Consider the following 21,126-nt stretch of genomic DNA (forward strand, 5'->3'; position numbering starts at 1 on the left):
CTAATTGACTCAGACAAGCTTGCTAGCGAGTGTAATGACTAGCAGGCTTAATATTGTTTAGTATTGCAGCGCAGTGAGCCTTTATGCATTTTAAGAAGAGCCAACAGCACTCGATGGTTCAGTAACGGCATTACTCCTACGGATAAGCCCTGTCATAGTAGAGCCCTGCACTAGAATCGAAAATACGACGACGGCATAGGTCATCACTAACAGCAACTCCCGCAGCTCCACACCACCAATAGCATCTATGACGATACCCTCTGGCAAACTCATCGCCATAGCGAGGGCTAATCCTCCCCTTAAGCCACCCCAAATCAAAATCGTCTCTGCATAGGGGTTGTATGACTTAAACAATCGAAAGCCTAAATAAGGTAATAACACACTCATTGCACGCGCCAACAAGACTATTGGTATAGCCACAAACATAAACCACCATAATGGCGCTTTGAAAGTGACTAACAAAAGTAATAAACCAAGCAATAGGAAGAGTAAGGCATTAAAGAAGGATTCAATCAGCGACCAAAAAGTAAATAGTTTCACTCGCTCGTTGCGAGCAAAAAACTTAGGCACACTGAAATTTCCTATGATGATCCCCGCACTCACCATAGCTAAAGGACCAGAAACACCAAGCACATCCGCCATGACATATCCCGCGGTTGGGATCAGCAGGGTAACTAGCATTAATTGCGTTTCTTCCTCGCAATAGCGGAAAAAATGATGCAGCAGAAAACCAAGCACGCCACCGTAAATAACCCCACCTACCGCCTCACGAATAAATAACTCAGAGATATGGATAAACGTCAGTGGCTCGGTGGAGAAAGCCAATTGCGATATTGCCACAAAAATCACTAACCCTATGCCATCGTTAAATAAAGATTCTCCTTCTACTTGAATCGCAATATCTTCCGGCGCACCCATTTTCTTTAAAATAGCCAAAACAGCGATAGGATCTGTGGGCGAAATCAAGGCGCCGAACAGTAAGCAGTGGCTGAATTGTAACGGGAGACCTAGCATAGGCGCAAACCAAAATAATAGCCCACCTATAATAAATGTCGACAATAAGGTGCTTATAAAAGCAAGGATTAGGATCTCCCACTTTTGATGCTTCAGTATTTTTAAGCGGATTTGTAATGCGCCGGCAAAGAGTAAAAAACCGAGCATGCCATTGAGCAGTAAAGCTTGAAAATCGAGTTTCTCTAAGCCAGAGACAAAATACACATAAACGTCCCCACCTAAAGCCTTTCCCCCTAGGAGCAACAACAAACTCATTCCTAGGGCAATAGCAGTAATGGCCACAGTTTCCTGCAGTTTATGGACGCGAGAGGAGATAACCGAAGTCACTAGCGCCAACGCGCAGAGGACACACAGAATTTGGTAGCTGGACATAAGAGCCTCTAAAAATCATCAATTTAGAGACTCTAGCACAAGTTTAGATTTCTAAACCATCCAATAGACTTAACCACCCTTTAATGATCCTGTGGCAAAACCAAATGATCCCAAAGAGATAAATCGAAAGACTGAGCCAAGTCAGTGGAACGCAATAGCCGAGCACTAGTAAGCCAAGAAAGGCGAGATTAGAATGCCGTTGCCAACGTAAATGCGACGCCAATAATGGATTACCATGGAATTGGCGTTGGGAAACATTAATGAACAAACTTAGCAGCACAGGAAGTAATAATAAGGGAAAACCCGACATCAAGGCGTACAACAAATGTCCCAGAGTACGGTCTTCAATTTTTGCGGCATAAGTGGTTGTCATTGTCATTGAGAGACTCCAGCCAGACTAATAGACTGGGCGCAAACATCATACGCCCTTGTCATTAACCTTACGTTCTCACTGAGATAAGCGCAACTAAGGATTAAAAATATTTCCATCCATTTAAAAATAAGTCACAAGTAAATGACGCTAATTAGCAGCACGTTAAAGTTTAAGTGTCACGTCGGATGCTAATTTTGTGGAGCAAGCGAGTACAAAACCGGCTTCAATTTCTGCAGCAGTCAGTGTCATCACGCTTGTCGATACCGTTTCTCCCTCCAAGACTTGACACTTACACGCGCCGCAAACGCCCGAACGACAGGCCGCAATAATCGGCAACCCTTCGGCCTCAATTCCCTCCAGCAGACTTTGTCCTTGATTTAGCGTCGTGCTTCGATCGCCAATAGACAAGGTAAAAGCCCCTTCTGGTGGGTTTTCACTCGTTCCATCTGACGAGTTTGCTTGCATAAGCTGACTGCGGGCAACTTTCTCGGCCGTGGCAAAACTCTCATGGTATAACCGACTCATATCAAAATTGAGTTCGACCAATAAGGTTTTCACCGCTTGCATATAAGGTTCTGGCCCACAAAGGTAGATAGTACGCTCTGCAAAATCAGGTACTAAGGTTGGTAGCATCTGTGCACTTAACCGCCCGAAATCGAATGCTATCTTTGGTGAACACCCCAGTGTTTCAGTGACAGTCTCAAGTACGTATCTGAGCTTAAATGCATTAAAACGGTTGGCCATAGTCGCCAATGATGACTTAAAAATAATATCATTCTCTGATCGCGCACTGTGCACAAAGGCAATATCAGCATCAATTTGCGTATCAGTCAGATAACGCGACATAGAGTACATGGGGGTAATACCGCAACCAGCACTCAAAAAAAGGTATTTCTGCGCCGTTATAGCTAACAGATTAGCATCTAACTTTTCAGTCTCTGGCTGTTTATGGCTTAGCCGAGCAATATCAAACAGATTAAATTGCCCCGCGGGCGGCAGCACTCGTACACTCTGGCCGAGTAATAGATTGTCGATAAGATAATTAGATACGAGTCCACCCACAACACGCTTAATCGTCACCATCAAGGAATAGGGCCTAGATGGCGATGATGACAAGGTATAACTGCGGCACACTTGCTCGCCATTAATCTCAAGCACAAAGGTCATAAACTGACCGGGTTTATAGTCAAACTTCATCGGCTCGCCCGCTTGAAAACGAAAACTCACGACATCCGAGGTTTCATTCCAGCGTTCGACGCACACTATTTGATTAACACTTCCGGGTTTATGGGGCGAAACCGATAATGCCCGCGCTCCCGCTATCACACTCATGTTCATAGCATTTACCCACAAAACACTGCGGCCTCAGTAAACAAGCCAAAACCGCAGTTCAGCAACAATTCTTGGTTGATTTAAGCCACGTTTAACATATTTTTTAAATCGGCTTCGACTGTCGTGGTATTACGCAAGCCAAACTTATCTTCCAAAATTTTGGCTAAATTGGCCGTCAGGAACGCAGGTGGCGTCGGGCCTGTTCGAATATTTTTAACGCCAAGTGACAACAGCGTCAGCAGTACTACAATGGCTTTTTGCTCAAACCAAGAAAGCACTAAGCTCAGAGGTAATTCATTGATATCACATTCAAACACTTCAGCTAATGCAATCGCTAACTGAATCGCTGAATAGGCATCGTTACATTGGCCCACATCGAGCAAACGTGGAATACCGTTAATGTCACCAAATTCGAGCTTATTGAATTTGTACTTACCACAGCCTAGCGTCAGGATTATTGAATCCTTAGGTGTGGATTTAGCAAGTTCAGTGAAGTAGCTTCTGTCGGCTTTGTCGCCATCGCAACCGCCAACAAGGAAGAAATGCTTAATCGCACCACTTTTCACATTTTCAACCACGGCGGGCGCTGCGGCCATCAAGGCATTGCGGGCAAAACCAATAGTGATAGTGTGTGGGATTTCATCATAGATAAAGCCTTCTAAGGCTAACGCTTTATCAATGACAGCCGAGAAATCATCTCCTTCGATATGCACCACACCAGGCCAGCCCACTATGCTGCGAGTAAAGATACGATCACTATAACTACCCACATTTGGATCGATAATACAGTTAGATGTCATCACTACAGCGCCAGGGAAATTGGCAAATTCTTGCTGTTGATTCTGCCAAGCACTGCCGTAATTTCCGACAAGATGTGCATATTTTTTAAAGGCTGGATACGCTAGTGCAGGAAGCATTTCACCGTGGGTAAACACATTGATACCCTTGCCTACAGTCTGCTCGAGAATAAGCTCTAAATCCTTCATATCATGGCCAGAGACTAGTATGGCTTTGCCCTTAACTGACTTAGTGTTGACCACAGTTGGCTCAGGATGACCAAAGGCTTGAGTTTCCCCCGCATCCAGCATTGCCATTATGCGGTAGTTCAACTGACCTATGTCCATAGCAGTAGTAAACAGCTTATCGCCATCAACACTCGGCTCACCTAAGAAAGACATGATTTCATGGAAGCGCCCTGCCACATCAGCATCAGTCTGACCCAACACGCGAGCATGCTCCATATAAGCAGCCGCACCCTTAAGGCCATATAAACACAATAACCTCAATCCCATGATGTCTTCATGAACTTCATGCTTATCTTTATTCAGCAGTGCAATCGGCGCCTGCGCTAGCATTTCAATCTTACTGGTCCCCAGCACTAACTGAGCGACTTGCGGCACTTGCTCAGCAGCAATACCGGCTTGTTCACAAGCCGCTTCGTAAGAAGCTTTTAACTGAGCACGATACTTAGCCGCCTGCTGGGTATAGGCCATAATGCGCTCATCATCGAAGTTGACGTTGGTGAGGGTCGCGAAAAAGGCTTTAGGCACAAAACTATCAATTTCAGCATCGATAATGCCCAGCTCGCGAGCTTTAACCGCATATACAGACACGCCTTGTAGCATGTAAATCAGCAAGTCTTGCAGATCGGACGTTGCCGCCAACTTGCCACACATACCTTGGGAATAACTACAACCATTGCCAGCGGGTGTACGAATGGTTTGCTCACACTGAATACAGAACATGGATAGACTCCTAATTTAAATTCATGCTTTATTTTTACATGTTTAAAACTAGTCTACCTAAACGTGCCATAAGCGACAGTCATTTCTAAAGTGAGATGCTAAATGTTAGAGAAAGATCACCTTAAGCAATTGCTAATTAATACAATGTGACCTGTTAAAAATCCATAAAAAAACGCCCATCAATGATGGGCGTTTTAAAGAGTAACTGTTTATTTATTAATTGGTTTTCATATCATTTGCCGATTGCAGCATAATACGACTCTCGCGCTGGAATTGAGGGGCAAAATCCCCAAACCATTTGGCGACACTTTGGAACTGCTTAATAAACTCGTTCCTGTCACCCCGTTTTAGCAGTTCTAACGCTTCACGGTAGTTATCTAAATAATCACCAATAGCATGCTGGCTATCTTGCTGTGCAAAAATAATATCGGCGTAAAGCTCTGGGCTTTGGGCGAATAAGCGCCCTACCATAGCCAATTCTAATCGGTAAATCGGCGAGCTAAATTGCAGTAAAGTATCGATATCTGCCTCTTCCTTACACAGATTCAAACCATACACAAAGGTCGAGAAGTGACGCATTGCCTGCACTAGCTGCATCGCACTGTCGTGACGCTCTGGTTCTGCTTCGACAATCCGCGCCCCCCAAATGGCGATCTGCTCAAGCAACCACTGGTATTTTTCCGGCGAGCGACCATGACACACCACCACGACTTGCTTCGCCAGACTGCCCACATCAGGACCAAACATAGGATGAAAACCAACGACGGGACCAGAATGCGCCTCAAGCATGGCTTTAACCGGCTCAGTCTTGATGGAGGTCAAATCTGCCAGAATGCAGTCGGCTGGTAATTGGGTCAGCTTTTCACGAATAAGCTCGCAAGTAATCGCAATCGGCACAGTCACTAACACCATGCCCGCATCGGCAAATAAGCTATCCGCTTGCTGCCAATCGTCTTTATCGAGCAAATTCACTTGGTAGCCAGATAAGGTCAGCATTTGTGAGAATAGACCACCAAGCTGACCTTTACCGCCGATAATCACCACAGTTCCTAAATCTTTTTTGACTTGTTTAAAGCCTACATCTTTCTCATTAAGGTAAGACTCACGCATCAAGCGACGCAAAATATCTTCGATCAACTGCGGCTCGATCCCCATAGTTTTTGCTTCTTCACGGCGTTTAGCCAGCATGGCGGCTTCACGCTGAGGTGCATAAATAGGTAAACCGGCGCCGTGTTTCACCGTGCCCACTTGCGCAACGAGATCCAAGCGCTTACGCAGTAAGTGCAGTAATTGCTGATCAACACCATCAATCAGGCCGCGAAGGTGTTCTAATTCGGCCGTTGTTTTTTCATTCATACCTGAGTCCATTAAGCTGTAACCAATTTAAGCGTTAGCTACTTTAAGCATATCGAAACGCGTTGGAAGTATTGAAGATAACTTCGCTGCACCTTCCCGTAAAATGGTTTCTGTTTTTTCCCAATTAATACAAGAATCTGTTACAGAAACACCGTAAGCTAGCTCGCTTAATGGCCTATCACAACTTTGATTGCCTTCATTTAAATGACTTTCTAGCATGACGCCAATAATCGACTTATTGCCGTTATAAATCTGCTCGAACACATCTTCACAGACAGGCTTTTGGCGGCTGTAGTCTTTGGATGAATTGCCATGGCTGCAATCGATGATCAAACGTGCATTGAGTTTGGCTTTATGGAGCTGCGTTTCACACTCTGCCACACTCGCCGCATCATAGTTGGGCGTTGCACCACCGCGTAAAATCACATGGCCATCGGGATTACCTGCAGTTTGCAATAATGCGACTTGGCCCTGTTGGTTTATGCCCATAAATCTGTGGCTACTGGCCGCCGATTTTAGCGCATTAATCGCTACATCGAGCTTACCATCGGTGCCATTTTTAAAGCCCACCGGCATAGAAAGACCCGATGCCATTTCCCTATGAGTCTGCGATTCAGTGGTGCGAGCGCCAATAGCAGACCAAGTGACAAGCTCAGAAATGTACTGAGGACTGATAGGATCGAGTGCTTCGGTGGCAACAGGCAGTCCTAACTCGGCCAACCAAATCATTAGCTCACGGGCCATTTTCAGGCCTTTTTCGACATCGAAGGATTCATCCATATCGGGATCGTTGATCATGCCCTTCCAACCTACCGTGGTACGCGGCTTTTCAAAGTACACTCGCATTAAGATGTAAAACTCATCACTGAGTTCATCGTGCAGAGTTTTAAGCCTTAAAGCGTATTCTTTTGCGGCGGCGATATCATGGATTGAGCAAGGGCCAGTGACAATCAATACTCGATTGTCACGCTTATGAACAATATCAGCCACGGTTTTACGGGCATTGAGGATATAGCGATAAGCATGCTCAGAGAGTGGCAAGGCATTTTTAAGCTCTTGCGGCGTGATTAAGACTTTCTCTGAACTGATGTGTACGTTGTTAATCGTATCTTGTTGCATGCTTACCACCTAAGACTTAGTGTTTAACCCAGTTGTCGAAGCAGGACTTCAAGTCAGCTTGGGTATTCATTTCGGATAAAAAATAGCGTAAATCCATCGCAATGTAATCCTGTAATGCTACACCATTACAAGCAGGCGACCACTATGCCTGTTCATTCTCTTTAGATCAAGTATAAATACTCAAAAAACAGCAACAAAAAACCGCCACTAGGGCGGTTTTCTGTGCGAACACTACGTCTTGTTTTCTGTAGCGGTAACTATTACTTAGTTGCCAGCTTCTCACGGATACGTGCAGATTTACCTGAACGATCACGCAGATAGTACAGTTTGGCGCGACGAACGCGACCACGACGCTTAACTTCAATGCTAGCGATCAGTGGGCTGTGCGTTTGGAAAGCACGCTCAACACCTTCGCCATTAGAGATTTTACGTACTGTGAATGCAGAGTGCAGACCACGGTTACGCTTAGCAATTACAACGCCTTCAAAAGCCTGTAAACGCTCTTTATCGCCTTCTTTAACACGAACCTGAACGACTACTGTATCACCAGCACCAAACGCAGGTACGTCTTGTTTCATTTGCTCATCGTTGAGCATTTTAATGATGTTGTTCATAACTTACTCCGTTCTAGAATTAACTGAGCTACGACTAAGCATGCTTGTTCATTGCTTCAACGAACTGCGCTAATAGAGTCGTTTGTTCGTCAGTCAGAGCTAGATTTTGCAATAATTCTGGCCGTCTAAGTAAAGTCCTACCAAGGCTTTGCTGTAAACGCCAGAGTCTAATTTGTTCGTGGTTGCCACTTAGCAGCACTGCCGGTACGTCAAGACCATCCAAGCTTTCAGGGCGAGTGTAATGTGGACAATCCAGTAAACCGTCGGAGAAAGAATCTTGCTCCGCCGAAGCTTGTTTTCCTAGCACGCCAGGAACCAATCTCGATACTGAATCTATTAGAGTCATCGCTGGTAATTCGCCGCCCGAAAGCACGTAATCCCCTATCGACCACTCTTCATCCACTTCCGTTTGAATGATGCGTTCATCAATACCTTCGTATCGACCACAGACCAAAATCAAACGTGATGATTGAGCCAACTCAGTGACGCCTTGCTGATCCAGCTTGCGTCCTTGAGGTGACAAGTAAATCACCTTCGCACCTTCACCCGCTGCGGCTTTCGCTGCATGGATGGCATCGCGCAAGGGTTGCACCATCATCAACATTCCGGGACCACCGCCGTAAGGCCTGTCATCTACCGTATTGTGTCTATCATGGGTGAAATCACGGGGATTCCACGTGTGCAACTCGAGCAGGCCGTTTTTCACGGCTCGACCCGTAACACCAAAGTCTGTCACGGCACGGAACATCTCTGGGAACAGGGTTATTACCCCTAACCACATCTGTTGTACCTCGACTTAGAAGTCAGGATCCCAATCCACTAAAATCTGTTTACCTTGCAGATCCACCGTTTTGATGAACTGCTCAGGGACAAAGGGGATCATACGTTCCACTTTGCCGAAACTATCTTTAGCGTTGGCTTTAACGAGTAATACGTCGTTCGATCCTGTTTCCACGATCTGATCGACAATCCCCATGTTATAGCCTGTCGTATTGATCACTTCGCAACCGATGAGATCACGCCAGTAGAATTCATCTGCTGGCAAATCGTTCATCTGTTCCGGCAAAATCGCAATCTCACAATTTGTGAGCATTTGCGCTTGCTCCCGTGTTTCTACGCCATCAAGTAAAGCAACAACGGCCTTGCCTTGATAACGCCACTGGGTGACCTTTATTTCGCGCCATTCACCATTTTCTTTAATAAGCCAAGGTGAATAGTCAAAGATACCTTCAACAGAATCGGTATAGGCGGTGATTTTCAGCCAACCTTTAATGCCATGACAGGAGCCTAATTTCCCCAGTACGACTGGCTGTTGGTTACTGCTCATCAATCTATACCTTAACGCTATTAAGCTGTTGCTTTACGAGCGTCTTTGATCAGTTTTGCTACACGTTCTGTAGCAGCTGCACCGTTAGAAACCCAGTGCTCAACGCGAGCTAGGTCTAAACGTAAAGTTTCTTCTTGGCCACGGGCCAATGGGTTGAAGAAACCAACACGCTCGATGAAACGACCGTCACGAGCGTTACGGCTATCAGCAACAACGATGTTGTAAAATGGACGCTTTTTTGCGCCGCCACGAGCTAAACGAATGGTAACCATGCGTTTTCAATCCTCTAATGATTTGCTTGAAGCAAAAATAAAAACTGGAACCCCGTGTTCGCGAAGAGTCCCAGATAGAAAGCCGGAAGATTTTACCTGACTTTCCAACGAATGCAACCAAAGATGGCGATTATTACGCCTGCGCCCTCAGTAAGCGGTTCATTGTTGCCAGAGTCAACCGACTGATAAAGTGCTAAGTTTAACTAAAAATGCCCGATTAACGTCCCGGAAATTTCATTCCTGGCGGCATCATGCCACGCATTCCGCGCATCATTTTTTGCATGCCGCCCTTAGCAGACATTTTTTTCATCATCTTTTGCATTTGAGTAAACTGTTTCAATAAACGGTTTACATCTTGAATTTGCGTGCCAGAACCGGCAGCGATGCGACGTTTGCGTGAGCCCTTGATTAAATCAGGGTTCTTACGCTCCTTGGAAGTCATCGAATTAATGATGGCTTCCATTTGACCTGTCATCTTGCCGTCTTGGATTTGCGCTAAGGCTTCTGGGGGCAACTGACCGACACCGGGCAGTTTTTCCAGCATATTCATCATGCCGCCCATGTTTTTCATTTGCTGTAACTGCTCACGGAAATCTTCTAAATCGAAACTGCCACCTTGCTTCACTTTCGAAGCCAGCTTCATGGCCTTTTCTTTATCGACGCCACGCTCAACTTCTTCGATAAGCGATAACACATCGCCCATGCCCAAAATGCGTGAGGCGATACGATCGGGATGGAACGGTTCTAGCGCGTCGGTCTTTTCACCGACACCAAGGAATTTGATCGGCTTGCCCGTAATGTGGCGAATCGATAACGCCGCACCACCGCGCGCATCACCATCGACTTTGGTTAAGATCACCCCTGTCAGTGGTAAAGCTTCGTTAAACGCCTTAGCGGTGTTTGCCGCATCTTGACCTGTCATAGCATCAACAACGAACAAGGTCTCGATAGGCTTGACCGCAGCGTGTAAGCCTTTGATCTCGTCCATCATGGCTTCGTCAACGTGCAGACGACCCGCGGTATCGAGGATCACAACATCGATGAACTTTAATTTAGCGTGGGCAATCGCCGCTTTAGCAATGTCGATTGGCTTTTGGCTGACGTCCGATGGGAAAAACTCCACCGCCACTTCTTGCGCTAACGTCTCAAGCTGTTTAATCGCTGCTGGGCGGTAAACGTCGGCACTGACCACCAATACCGATTTTTTATGGCGTTCACGTAAAAATTTACCCAGTTTGGCCACACTGGTGGTTTTACCCGCACCTTGCAGACCTGCCATCATAATCACAGCTGGCGGCTGAGTGGCTAAATCTAGGGCTTCATTCGCCTCGCCCATGGATTTTTCAAGTTCACTTTGAACTATCTTAATAAAGGCTTGACCTGGGCTTAAGCTTTTAGAGACTTCTTGGCCAACGGCACGTTCTTTTACGTTATTAACAAATTCGCGCACCACAGGCAGGGCAACATCGGCCTCCAGCAGTGCCATACGCACTTCGCGCAGGGTTTCCTTAACGTTTTCTTCAGTTAAGCGACCACGGCCACTGATATTTTTCAGTGTGCGTGACAGTCTGTCGGTTAGGTTCTCAAACATCGTCCTGTTCTATACCTTTAAGAATCTCGATTGATGGGCTGTATTATAACGATGCATGCGCATTATGCTACTGCTGCACCCATCTTGATTGTGGTTAAGTGTTTTACTTGCGCTGAGTCATGTTTTATTGTCATCGACACACTATTTAACCCTAACAATAAGAATCTGCTAAATTTTGCAACTCATGTCACTGCCCATTTGCCGACAGCTCATGTTATTCTAGGGAAAATATTGATCTGTATGCCCCGTTTTTAAGGCACCTTTAACTACACAAATAGGCTAATTACCCATGGTCATCTTTTCTGCCTCAGCCATGTTTTTTTATTGCATTGCATTGGTACTAGTGACGAGTCGATTATTTCACCCAGACGGTCCGAATCGCCGTGCTGTCGCAGGCTTTGCCGCTATTGCGGTTATTTTGCATGCTGCAGCATTATCACAAGTGATTTTCACCACAGATGGCCAAAACTTTAGCCTGACGAATGTGATTTCCTTAGTGAACTGGATTATCGCTTTTACTTTTACGATATTGATGTTCAGGCTGAAAGTCATCGTCGTCGTGCCCGTGGTTTACGCCTGCTCAGTGCTTTCGGTTGCCCTACTCTGGTTATTGCCGCCTAAATTCATCACGCATTTTGAGCTTTATCCTGAAGTATTAGCCCACGTCGTATTGTCACTCATGGCCTACAGCGCCCTGATGATTGCCGCCCTGTATGCGATACAACTGGCGATGATCCAAAATAAACTGAAGAAAAAACAATTTATGCTGAGCCCTGGCATTCCGCCGCTGATGACAGTTGAAAAACAACTGTATCACCTAGTGATTATCGGCGTTATCTTGCTCAGTTTGTCGCTCGCGACTGGTTTTATCTTCCTTGAAGATATGTTCGCCGATGGTAAAGGTCATAAGGCAATTCTGTCGATAATGGCTTGGTTTGTATACATTACTATGCTGTGGCAACAGTATTGGGTCGGTTGTAAAATTCGTACCGCTGTCATTTATACTCTGACTGGCGCATCCTTACTTTCGCTCGCATATTTTGGCGCGCGCATTGTCAAAGAATTAATCCTCAACTAAACATTTAAGTCGGCTGGGGCAGTTATTGCTGCGGCCGACTTGACACTTTTTTTAAATGTCGGTATTTACTTAAGTTTACTGGCCACATTGGAGCCTTTTTTGGACGCTATATCGACAAGCGCACTCCTGATCGTTTTACTAGTGCTTATCCTATTCTCTGCCTATTTTTCAGGCTCAGAAACCGCAATGATGACTCTCAACCGTTACCGTCTACGCCACTTAGCCAACAATGGCCATAAAGGTGCGATTAGAGCCTTGAAGTTGCTTGAGCGTCCTGACCGTTTGATTGGATTGATCTTAATTGGCAATAACTTAGTCAATATTTCCGCATCGGCTATTGCGACTATCATTGGGATGCGTCTTTGGGGCGACTTAGGGGTCGCTGTTGCAACAGGCGTGCTTACGTTAGTCGTGCTCGTTTTTGCTGAAGTCACGCCAAAAACCATCGCAGCGCTAAATCCTGAGCGTATTGCTTTTCCCTCTAGCATACTGCTACTTATACTTTCCTCGACCTTTGCCTATGTTGTCTCAAGCGTTAATTTGATAACCACAGGTATCTTACGTTTGATGGGGATAAAAACAGTTAATAGTAGCGATGCACTAAGCCAAGAAGAGTTGCGCACAGTGGTACATGAGGCTGGGGCACTCATCCCCCGACGCCACCAAGAAATGCTGTTATCTATCTTGGATTTAGAGAAAGTCACCGTTGAAGATATTATGGTGCCACGCTCAGATATCTACGGAATTAACGTCAATGACGAATTTAAGGTTATCAATCGCCAGGTGATCCAAAGTCCACATACCCGAGTGTTAGTGTATCGCGACACCATAGACGATGCAGTGGGCTTTATTCATCTACGCGATGCCCTGCGCCTCCAATCTAAAGAGCAATTTAGCAAGTCATCTTTGCTGCGCGCAGTGAAAGAACTCTACTTTGTGCCAGAAGGTACGCCACTCAATGTGCAGCTAGCTAACTTCCAACAAAATAAAGAGCGCATCGGCTTAGTCGTTGATGAATATGGTGATATTCAAGGTCTAGTAACACTCGAAGATATTCTCGAAGAGATTGTCGGCGACTTTACCACTTCTATGTTGACCACCCCGAGTGAAGACATTAAGGTCCAGCAAGATGGCAGCTACTTAGTCGATGCGGGCATTACGATCCGCGATTTGAATAAAGAAATGAAGTGGAACTTTCCCACCGATGGCCCTAAAACCCTCAATGGCCTGATTCTGGAGTATCTGGAGGAAATTCCTTCTGCGAATACCAGTTTACGTTTAGCAGGTTATCCATTAGAGATAATTGATGTGTCAGAGAATATGATTAATACAGTGAGAATTATCCCGCTGTATTATCATCCCCCCAGAGTTTAACCCTCAATTTTGAGCATAAAAATTGGCCGAACCACACAAGTTAAGATGTGGTCCGGCCGATGATTTCCTCCAAGCGATGATGCTCCCCCGAGCTATACCTTTAGTGCTAATCTATCGACTCTAATTCACTATCTAGCCAAGCTATGCAGACTTTTTCGCCTCAAGTATACGACGCTTCTCAAGCGCCATTGGCGTTATCTGGGCGTTCAGCGCCTTTTCTAAGCCCAACATAAAATACACTTCCGCCATTAAGAAAAATGGCCCAATTAATAGCTGATTTAAGTCATCCACAAAGGCAGGCTTGGCTTTTTCATATTGATGGCCGATTAGCTGGAACACCCAGCCCACCACAAATACCCCTAGGGCAAGCCAAGTGGCACCGGCGATATGCGCCGCCCACTCGGTCGTGAGCAGCACAGGTACCATGAATAATATGAGCCCCATTGAAAGCCTTAAGTGTAAACGGACATAATAGGCCAACACGAATATACCGACTATCACTGCTAAACTTGTCTCCCCCATACTGCCCAGCGGAATACGCACTGTGGCCAACAACAGGAAAGCAGACCAAATAATCAGTGGGATGCCAATAAAATGGGTCTGAATATTACGCTGATTTAAATGCACACTTTTGTAGGTCGATAACTGCTCTGCGGCGGATTTCATGCGGGTTCCTCTTCATTTGCCCCTGCTTTTACGTGCGCCAAATTGAGCGACGCGCAAGCCATAAACTAACGTAAAACAATTAAGCTGAACAGCAAAAGTAAATAAATTGTTGCATTAACTGATTTGGCACTTATTTTGATACCCATCCATAAATGAAAAAAGGAACCCTGAGGTTCCTTCTTGATAGACGACAAACACAAAACTCGGGTTTATTGAGACTCTATGATTACCGTCGCAATCGCATAGGATTTTTCATCGGCAATAGAGATATGCCCAACCGTCGCTTTAAGCTGCTGTAAGCGCGTCAACGCCCCCTCAGTAAAGTGAATCGTCGGTGCACCGTCCTCATTGTTACCAATGTGAATATGCTGAAACGACACGCCGCGGCCAATACCCGTACCGAGGGCTTTTGCTGCGGCTTCTTTTGCAGCAAAACGCTTGGCAAGATAACGACTTGGCTGACTATGGGCAGTATAAATGGCCAACTCAGCCTCGGTCAGCACACGTCTAGCTAGCTTGTCACCGGCGCGTGCCACATGGACCTGAATACGCTCAATCTCAACGATATCTGTGCCTAGGCCGACAATCGCCATTATTCGCCTCGACGACCTTCAAGCATTAACACTTTCATGTCTTTCACTGCTGTCGCCAAACCGTCAATGGCGGCACGTGCGACAATCGCATGGCCGATATTGAGTTCATATAACTCAGGAATCGCCGCAATCGGTTTCACGTTGTGATAATGCAAACCATGACCCGCGTTAACCACTAAACCTTTGCCATGGGCGTATTTTGCCATTTCGCGAATACGCGCTAACTCAGTGGCTTCTTCTGCTTCCGTTTTCGCATCAGCATAACAGCCAGTGTGGATTTCGATAAGCGGTGCGCCTGAGGCAACGGCAGCATCGATTTGGATTTTATCGGCATCGATAAATAAGGAGACTTGAATCCCCTCAGCGGCTAAACGAGTCACTGCAGCAGTGATTTTATCTAACTGCCCCGCTACATCTAAACCGCCTTCAGTGGTGACTTCTTGACGTTTTTCTGGCACTAAACAGACATAGGTCGGCTTAATTTCACAGGCGATATTAAGCATTTCTTCGGTCACAGCGCATTCAAAATTCATGCGGGTTTTCAAGGTTTTTGCCAACAAATATACATCGCGGTCTATGATGTGGCGTCTGTCTTCACGCAAATGAATAGTGATGCCATCGGCGCCAGCATGTTCAGCAACGGCAGCAGCATGCACAGGATCAGGATAACTGGTGCCACGGGCTTGGCGCAGAGTAGCAATATGGTCGATATTCACGCCCAATAAGATACGGCTCATCGGGAACTCCTTAATGTTTAACGCTGATATTGCGGCCTATTGTACTTAGGCTCACGCTAAAAAACAGGAGCTAGGGCGAATTATTCCCATCAATCTTAGTTGGTACGGCAGTGCTGACGAACAATTGTCGACTCAACAAAGGTTTAGTCCCGAGTAATGGCGTTAACAGGGAGCGCATCAACAACTTCGCGCTCAAAAAATGTGCTTCGGTGAGCAGGTTATCGTTAAGCGCCGTCAACATTGCACCTTGATAGGCATTGCGAGCACGGGAGTTGAGCACAAATTGAAAACCTAACTCAGGCACGAGCTGGTAATAATCATCAGGTACGAGTGGTTCACCTTGAGTATCGCGGCTAAGAGAAGGCATAAAACCTAATTCCCGCAGCAAGGTGAGCTCAATATAACGCAGTTGGGATTGGCAAAACTTCGCGGCAAGGCCGACTAAGGCTTGATGATAAATGAGGAACAACTCTTCGGCATTGTGCTGTACAGACAAAGTGCGAACCAATAACTCATTGATATACATGCCAGCAAACAAGCTCTGGCCAGAAAGAGGCACAGCAGGCGCAGCGGCTTCGACTTGAGTTAAGGTTTTTAATTCAGACTTACCGCTAAATTCGAAGATCAGCGGTTGAAAGGGCTGGAGAATACTCTTGATAGAGCGCTTACCGCTGCCGGTTCGGGCAACCACATCGACCCGTCCAATGCCGTCAACTAAGAGGTTAACTAAGACACTGGACTCTCGATATGGGCGATGATGTAAAACGTAACCACGTTTCATCGGTAAGCGCGCTCGCTGGAATTAATGCTTAATCGTCGCCGTAACCTAAGCTACGTAAGGCGCGTTCATCATCGGCCCAACCGGATTTCACTTTCACCCACACTTCGAGGAAAACTTTATTATCAAACAAGGTCTCCATGTCTAAGCGAGCTTGAGTTGCGATAGTACGAATACGTTCGCCCTTGCTACCAATCACCATACGTTTCTGGCCTTCACGCTCAACAAGGATCAAGGCATTGATTTGATAAACGCCATTTTCCATCATCTTGAACTGTTCAATCTCAACTGTCGCATCATAGGGTAATTCATCACCTAAGAAGCGCATCAGTTTTTCACGCACAATCTCCGACGCCATAAAACGTTGCGAACGGTCGGTGACATAATCTTCGGGGAAGAAGAAAGGTCCTTCAGGAATCGACGCCGCCGCTAGCTCTAAAATGCGCTTAACGTTGGTACCTTTACTGGCTGAAATCGGCAAAATTTCATCGAAAGGATATTTTTTGGCGACTTCTTCCAAATACGGGAACAGCGATTCTTTGTCTTTGATATTGTCGACTTTGTTAATCGCCAGAATTGTCTGACGCTCTTCACCGCCACGGCGTAATTTACTCAACACCATCTCATCATCGGCGGTCCACGTCATGCCATCGACCACAAAAATCACCATAGCCACATCGGCAAGCGAACTGGCTGCTGCGCGGTTCATCAGGCGGTTAATCGCCCGCTGCTCTTCTATGTGTAAACCTGGTGTATCGATGAACACGATTTGCTTCGGACCATCGGTATGAATACCCATGATACGGTGGCGCGTTGTTTGTGGCTTTTTAGAAGTAATACTTACCTTCTGACCAAGCAAACGGTTGATTAACGTTGATTTACCGACGTTAGGGCGACCAATGATCGCCACCATGCCGCAATAAGTGACATCGTATTGGGCCGACGGCGTTGGCGCGGCCGCATTCATCCTTGCCAGTAATTCATCTAAACTCGGCTCAGTTGCCGCTTTTCCAGCATCGATACCTGACAAGTCTGTTTTTTTGGTCATTTCTTTAGTAACTCCAATACTTGAGCGGCCGCGATTTGCTCGGCTTTACGGCGTGAACTCGCCACACCAATGACGCTTTGACTCAAGTCTTCAATACGACATTCAACGGTAAATGTCTGATCGTGGGCATCGCCTTCTATGTTGATTACTTGGTAATCAGGCAGCGGCTTTTTAAACCCTTGTAAATGTTCTTGCAGTAATGTCTTAGCGTCTTTCTGGCTGATCCCAGGTTGAATTTCGGCCAAACGCTCGGCATACCATTTCAGCAGTAATGCACGGCAAACTTCGAGATCGGAATCAAGGTAAACGGCGCCAATAATGGCTTCAACCGCATCGGCAAGAATCGACTCGCGTCTAAATCCGCCACTTTTCAACTCGCCAGGACCGAGATATAAATAATCGCCGAGCTTAAACTCTTGGGCGATGATAGTTAAGGTATCACCGCGAACTAAGGTGGCACGCATCCGGCTTAAATCGCCTTCGGTTGCCTTCGGAAACTGATGATACAAAGCATCAGAAATCACGATAGATAAAATTGAATCACCTAAAAACTCTAAGCGCTCATTATGCTTATTTGCCGCACTTCTGTGGGTCAGCGCTTGAGTCAAAAGCTCAATATTCTTGAACTCATAACCTAAAGTACGACACAAACGTGGCAAATTTTTAATCGGTTCCATGCTATTTAATTCCACCTACACGCTCAAAACGCACACCGCTTGGCACCCAAGTTGGGAGGAAGTCGGCTTTTGAACGGTCAAATTCAAAACTAATCCAAATCGCTACCGCTTTACCAACAAGGTTCTCTTCTGGCACAAAGCCCCAGAAACGACTGTCGGTACTGTTATCGCGGTTATCGCCCATGGCAAAGTAATGGCCTTCTGGCACTAAAAACTCACCCGCGGGTAAATTACCTTCGCGCTTAAAATATCCCAGCATGTCAGGTCGACTTGGGTTGATCAAAATATCGTGGGCGACATCACCCAATTCCTCTTTATAACGCAGTAATGGCACACCATCTTGGCTGTAATCACCACGACTGATCTCTGTGCGGGCGATAACTTGCGGTTCTGGACAAGCTGTTTGCTCAACGCCACAGGCCTTTTGGATCATCAACTGTTTATTACGGTAAATAATTCTATCACCCGGCAAACCGACTACACGCTTAATGTAGTCAATGGCGGGATTTTCAGGATACTTAAATACCACCACATCACCGCGTTTGGGCTCGCCAGTTTCAACCAGCTTGGTTCGCCATACGGGATCTTTAAGCCCATAACTAAATTTTTCCACCAGAATGAAGTCGCCCACTAAGAGGGTTGGCATCATAGAGCCCGATGGGATTTGAAATGGCTCATAAATAAATGAACGTAGGATCAACACAAAGGCAATCACAGGGAAGATAGAATGCGCGGTTTCGACTATGGTCGACTCACGAATGATTTGGTACTCAGCTTCTTCAGTTAAATTCGCTTGTGATGCCTTTGCTAACGCTAAACTCTCACGACGCTTTGGGGCGAAAACGAGCACATCGACTAACCAAATAAGTCCTGAGATCAGGGTGATTAGCACTAGAATAATGGAAAAATACGCTGCCATTGCTTATTGAACTCCTGCCTTAAAAATAATTAAAGGTGCCTAACTGGTGCCTAACTCAGCGAATATCATACTTTAGTTAACTTACCGTATTCGACCTTGGTAAACCAAAGTTATAAACCAATGCGATAACCTAACTAAAGCGCCGCAAACAGCGGCGCAATAGTCAACTAAATTGTCACTTCTTATGCTAACGATTACTCGTTTAGCTTAAGTACCGCTAAGAATGCTTCTTGTGGCACCTCAACGTTACCTACTTGCTTCATCCGTTTCTTACCCTCTTTTTGTTTATTTAAGAGTTTTTTCTTACGAGAAACGTCGCCGCCATAACACTTAGCCGTTACGTCTTTACGCAGGGCTTTTACGGTTGAACGGGCAATAATTTGACTGCCCACCGCCGCTTGAATCGCAATATCAAACATCTGACGTGGAATAAGTTCTTTCATCTTATCCACTAAAGCTAAACCACGGTGACGAATGTTTGATCTATGGATAACCATAGCCAAGGCGTCGACTCGGTCGCCGTTGATGAGAATATCTAAACGCACCATGTCTGCAGGATCGAAACGAATAAAGTTATATTCGAGTGATGCATAGCCACGGCTAGTGGATTTCAAACGGTCGAAGAAGTCCATGACCACTTCCGCCATTGGCAGATGGTAAGTCACAGCCACTTGGTTACCGTGGTAAACCATGTTCACTTGGGTGCCACGTTTTTCAATACACAGGGTAATCACGTTACCTAAGTATTCTTTTGGCACTAAAATGTTGGCCTCAACAATCGGCTCACGCATTTCTTCAATGTTGTTAATCGCAGGCAGATCAGACGGGTTATCAACGTAAATCGTTTCGCCGCTAGTCATCACGACTTCGTACACTACGGTTGGCGCAGTGGTGATCAACTCTAGGTTGTATTCACGCTCTAAACGCTCTTGTACGATTTCCATGTGGAGCAGGCCTAAATAGCCAATGCGGAAACCAAAACCGAGTGCCGAAGAACTTTCAGGTTCAAAGAATAATGACGCATCGTTCAGGCTGAGTTTGTTCAGCGCATCACGGAAGTTTTCATATTCGTCGGTCGAAATTGGGAATACGCCAGCGTATACCTGTGGCTTCACTTTCTTAAAACCAGGTAACGGCTTTTCAGCACCATTTTTGGCTAAAGTTAACGTATCACCTACGGGCGCGCCGTGAATTTCTTTCAGACCCGCAATCACAAAGCCGACTTCACCGGTTTTAAGCTCGGTTTTATCAGTTTGTTTTGGGGTGAAAATACCGACGCGATCCGCAGTGTGGTTTTGTCCAGTAGACATGACCTTAAACTTGTCACCTTTTTTCAGGCTACCGTGTTTAATTCGCACTAAAGACACTACGCCTAGGTAGTTATCAAACCAAGAATCGATGATCAAGGCTTGCAATGGTGCGTCAGGATCGCCTTCTGGCGGTGGAATTTTGGCAACAATAACTTCTAAAACCTCGTCGACACCGACACCGGTTTTAGCCGAACAACGCACAGCATCCATCGCATCAATACCGACGATATCTTCAATCTCGGCAGCAACACGTTCTGGATCGGCTTGTGGTAAGTCAATCTTGTTTAAAATGGGTACCACATCTAGATTCATATCCAGCGCGGTATAACAGTTTGCCAGTGTCTGAGCTTCAACGCCCTGACCCGCATCAACCACCAGCAAAGCACCTTCACAGGCAGCTAATGAGCGCGAGACCTCGTAGGAGAAGTCAACGTGACCTGGGGTATCAATAAAGTTGAGTTGATAGACAAGGCCATCTTTGGCTTTATAATCCAAAGTGACACTTTGTGCCTTAATCGTAATACCACGCTCACGTTCTAGATCCATAGAATCTAAAACTTGAGAATCCATTTCACGGTCGGTTAAACCGCCACAAACCTGAATAAGACGATCTGATAGCGTCGATTTACCATGGTCGATATGGGCAATAATTGAGAAGTTTCTAATTTGTTTCATTATGCTGCAATGACTAATACTGAAAATGGATACGGTTCAAAGGAGCGAAATTGTACCTGATTGCGGTTTCAATACCAATCACATTCACTCCTACTTAAGACAGGCCGATAAAACAACGCCCAAAACCGCAGTTAGCTGTTATTTGATAAAAAATAA

General features: G+C 45.8%; 21 protein-coding genes. 2 read left to right on the top strand and 19 right to left on the bottom strand.

Annotation, left to right across the window (positions count from 1 at the left end; all coding sequences use genetic code 11):
• Positions 1 to 90: 90 nt before the first annotated feature.
• From L5M49_RS05155 to ffh, 11 genes are all read right to left on the bottom strand, one after another.
• Entirely contained in the window at positions 91 to 1,386 is a 1,296-nt protein-coding gene (locus L5M49_RS05155; RefSeq protein WP_263265580.1) for a cation:proton antiporter, read from the bottom strand.
• A 43-nt stretch (positions 1,387 to 1,429) separates the two neighbouring features.
• Positions 1,430 to 1,765 (bottom strand): hypothetical protein, encoded by a 336-nt coding sequence (locus L5M49_RS05160; RefSeq protein ID WP_105249849.1) that lies wholly within the window; start codon positions 1,763 to 1,765, stop codon positions 1,430 to 1,432.
• 156 nt (positions 1,766 to 1,921) lie between these two features.
• Complete coding sequence (locus L5M49_RS05165; RefSeq protein ID WP_263236495.1) at positions 1,922 to 3,097, bottom strand: hybrid-cluster NAD(P)-dependent oxidoreductase; 1,176 nt, start codon at positions 3,095 to 3,097, stop codon at positions 1,922 to 1,924.
• A 74-nt stretch (positions 3,098 to 3,171) separates the two neighbouring features.
• Positions 3,172 to 4,836, bottom strand: coding sequence for a hydroxylamine reductase (gene hcp / locus L5M49_RS05170; protein WP_113940658.1), 1,665 nt, complete (start codon positions 4,834 to 4,836; stop codon positions 3,172 to 3,174).
• Positions 4,837 to 5,052: 216 nt separating this feature from the next.
• Complete coding sequence (gene tyrA / locus L5M49_RS05175; protein ID WP_263265581.1) at positions 5,053 to 6,192, bottom strand: bifunctional chorismate mutase/prephenate dehydrogenase; 1,140 nt, start codon at positions 6,190 to 6,192, stop codon at positions 5,053 to 5,055.
• 27 nt (positions 6,193 to 6,219) lie between these two features.
• A complete protein-coding gene (locus L5M49_RS05180) occupies positions 6,220 to 7,311 on the bottom strand; it encodes a 3-deoxy-7-phosphoheptulonate synthase (RefSeq protein ID WP_113940660.1) in 1,092 nt (363 codons plus the stop codon).
• Positions 7,312 to 7,571: 260 nt separating this feature from the next.
• Positions 7,572 to 7,925, bottom strand: coding sequence for a 50S ribosomal protein L19 (rplS, locus tag L5M49_RS05185; RefSeq protein ID WP_006080791.1), 354 nt, complete (start codon positions 7,923 to 7,925; stop codon positions 7,572 to 7,574).
• A gap of 34 nt (positions 7,926 to 7,959) precedes the next feature.
• Positions 7,960 to 8,706 carry a tRNA (guanosine(37)-N1)-methyltransferase TrmD gene (gene trmD / locus L5M49_RS05190; RefSeq protein ID WP_028760810.1) on the bottom strand — a complete coding sequence of 249 codons (747 nt, stop codon included), beginning with the start codon at positions 8,704 to 8,706 and terminating at the stop codon, positions 7,960 to 7,962.
• Between the two features lie 15 nt (positions 8,707 to 8,721).
• Complete coding sequence (rimM, locus tag L5M49_RS05195; RefSeq protein WP_263265582.1) at positions 8,722 to 9,252, bottom strand: ribosome maturation factor RimM; 531 nt, start codon at positions 9,250 to 9,252, stop codon at positions 8,722 to 8,724.
• Between the two features lie 20 nt (positions 9,253 to 9,272).
• Positions 9,273 to 9,524, bottom strand: a complete 252-nt coding sequence (rpsP, locus tag L5M49_RS05200; protein ID WP_006080788.1) for a 30S ribosomal protein S16 — start codon at positions 9,522 to 9,524, stop codon at positions 9,273 to 9,275.
• Positions 9,525 to 9,741: 217 nt separating this feature from the next.
• Positions 9,742 to 11,115: a signal recognition particle protein gene (gene ffh, locus L5M49_RS05205; protein ID WP_006080787.1), complete on the bottom strand. Its 1,374-nt coding sequence runs from the start codon at positions 11,113 to 11,115 to the stop codon at positions 9,742 to 9,744.
• Positions 11,116 to 11,404: 289 nt separating this feature from the next.
• Here ffh and L5M49_RS05210 point away from each other — a divergent pair, with 289 nt between their 5' ends.
• Both L5M49_RS05210 and L5M49_RS05215 read left to right on the top strand, forming a co-directional pair.
• Positions 11,405 to 12,193 carry an inner membrane protein YpjD gene (locus L5M49_RS05210; RefSeq protein WP_028760813.1) on the top strand — a complete coding sequence of 263 codons (789 nt, stop codon included), beginning with the start codon at positions 11,405 to 11,407 and terminating at the stop codon, positions 12,191 to 12,193.
• Positions 12,194 to 12,292: 99 nt separating this feature from the next.
• Positions 12,293 to 13,567 carry an HlyC/CorC family transporter gene (locus L5M49_RS05215; protein WP_113940661.1) on the top strand — a complete coding sequence of 425 codons (1,275 nt, stop codon included), beginning with the start codon at positions 12,293 to 12,295 and terminating at the stop codon, positions 13,565 to 13,567.
• 141 nt (positions 13,568 to 13,708) lie between these two features.
• Here the strand turns inward: L5M49_RS05215 and L5M49_RS05220 are convergent, their stop codons facing one another.
• From L5M49_RS05220 to lepA, 8 genes are all read right to left on the bottom strand, one after another.
• On the bottom strand, positions 13,709 to 14,233 hold the full coding sequence (locus L5M49_RS05220; RefSeq protein ID WP_105249854.1) for a DUF962 domain-containing protein: 525 nt from the start codon (positions 14,231 to 14,233) through the stop codon (positions 13,709 to 13,711).
• Between the two features lie 209 nt (positions 14,234 to 14,442).
• Positions 14,443 to 14,826, bottom strand: a complete 384-nt coding sequence (gene acpS / locus L5M49_RS05225; protein ID WP_105249855.1) for a holo-ACP synthase — start codon at positions 14,824 to 14,826, stop codon at positions 14,443 to 14,445.
• Complete coding sequence (pdxJ, locus tag L5M49_RS05230; protein ID WP_263265583.1) at positions 14,826 to 15,563, bottom strand: pyridoxine 5'-phosphate synthase; 738 nt, start codon at positions 15,561 to 15,563, stop codon at positions 14,826 to 14,828. Before pdxJ ends, acpS begins: the two co-directional genes overlap by 1 nt.
• 70 nt (positions 15,564 to 15,633) lie before the next feature.
• A complete protein-coding gene (recO, locus tag L5M49_RS05235; RefSeq protein WP_263265584.1) occupies positions 15,634 to 16,344 on the bottom strand; it encodes a DNA repair protein RecO in 711 nt (236 codons plus the stop codon).
• 28 nt (positions 16,345 to 16,372) lie between these two features.
• On the bottom strand, positions 16,373 to 17,389 hold the full coding sequence (gene era, locus L5M49_RS05240; protein ID WP_263265585.1) for a GTPase Era: 1,017 nt from the start codon (positions 17,387 to 17,389) through the stop codon (positions 16,373 to 16,375).
• Positions 17,386 to 18,066 (bottom strand): ribonuclease III, encoded by a 681-nt coding sequence (rnc, locus tag L5M49_RS05245; RefSeq protein WP_012088603.1) that lies wholly within the window; start codon positions 18,064 to 18,066, stop codon positions 17,386 to 17,388. The genes era and rnc overlap by 4 nt, the downstream gene beginning before the upstream one ends.
• A gap of 1 nt (position 18,067) precedes the next feature.
• Entirely contained in the window at positions 18,068 to 18,985 is a 918-nt protein-coding gene (lepB, locus tag L5M49_RS05250; RefSeq protein WP_028760821.1) for a signal peptidase I, read from the bottom strand.
• 194 nt (positions 18,986 to 19,179) lie between these two features.
• Positions 19,180 to 20,970, bottom strand: coding sequence for a translation elongation factor 4 (lepA, locus tag L5M49_RS05255; RefSeq protein WP_028760822.1), 1,791 nt, complete (start codon positions 20,968 to 20,970; stop codon positions 19,180 to 19,182).
• Between the last annotated feature and the right edge of the window lie 156 nt (positions 20,971 to 21,126).

Origin of the sequence: Shewanella sp. SM74 (genome assembly GCF_025653725.1) — a bacterium.
Lineage (GTDB): Bacteria > Pseudomonadota > Gammaproteobacteria > Enterobacterales > Shewanellaceae > Shewanella > Shewanella oncorhynchi.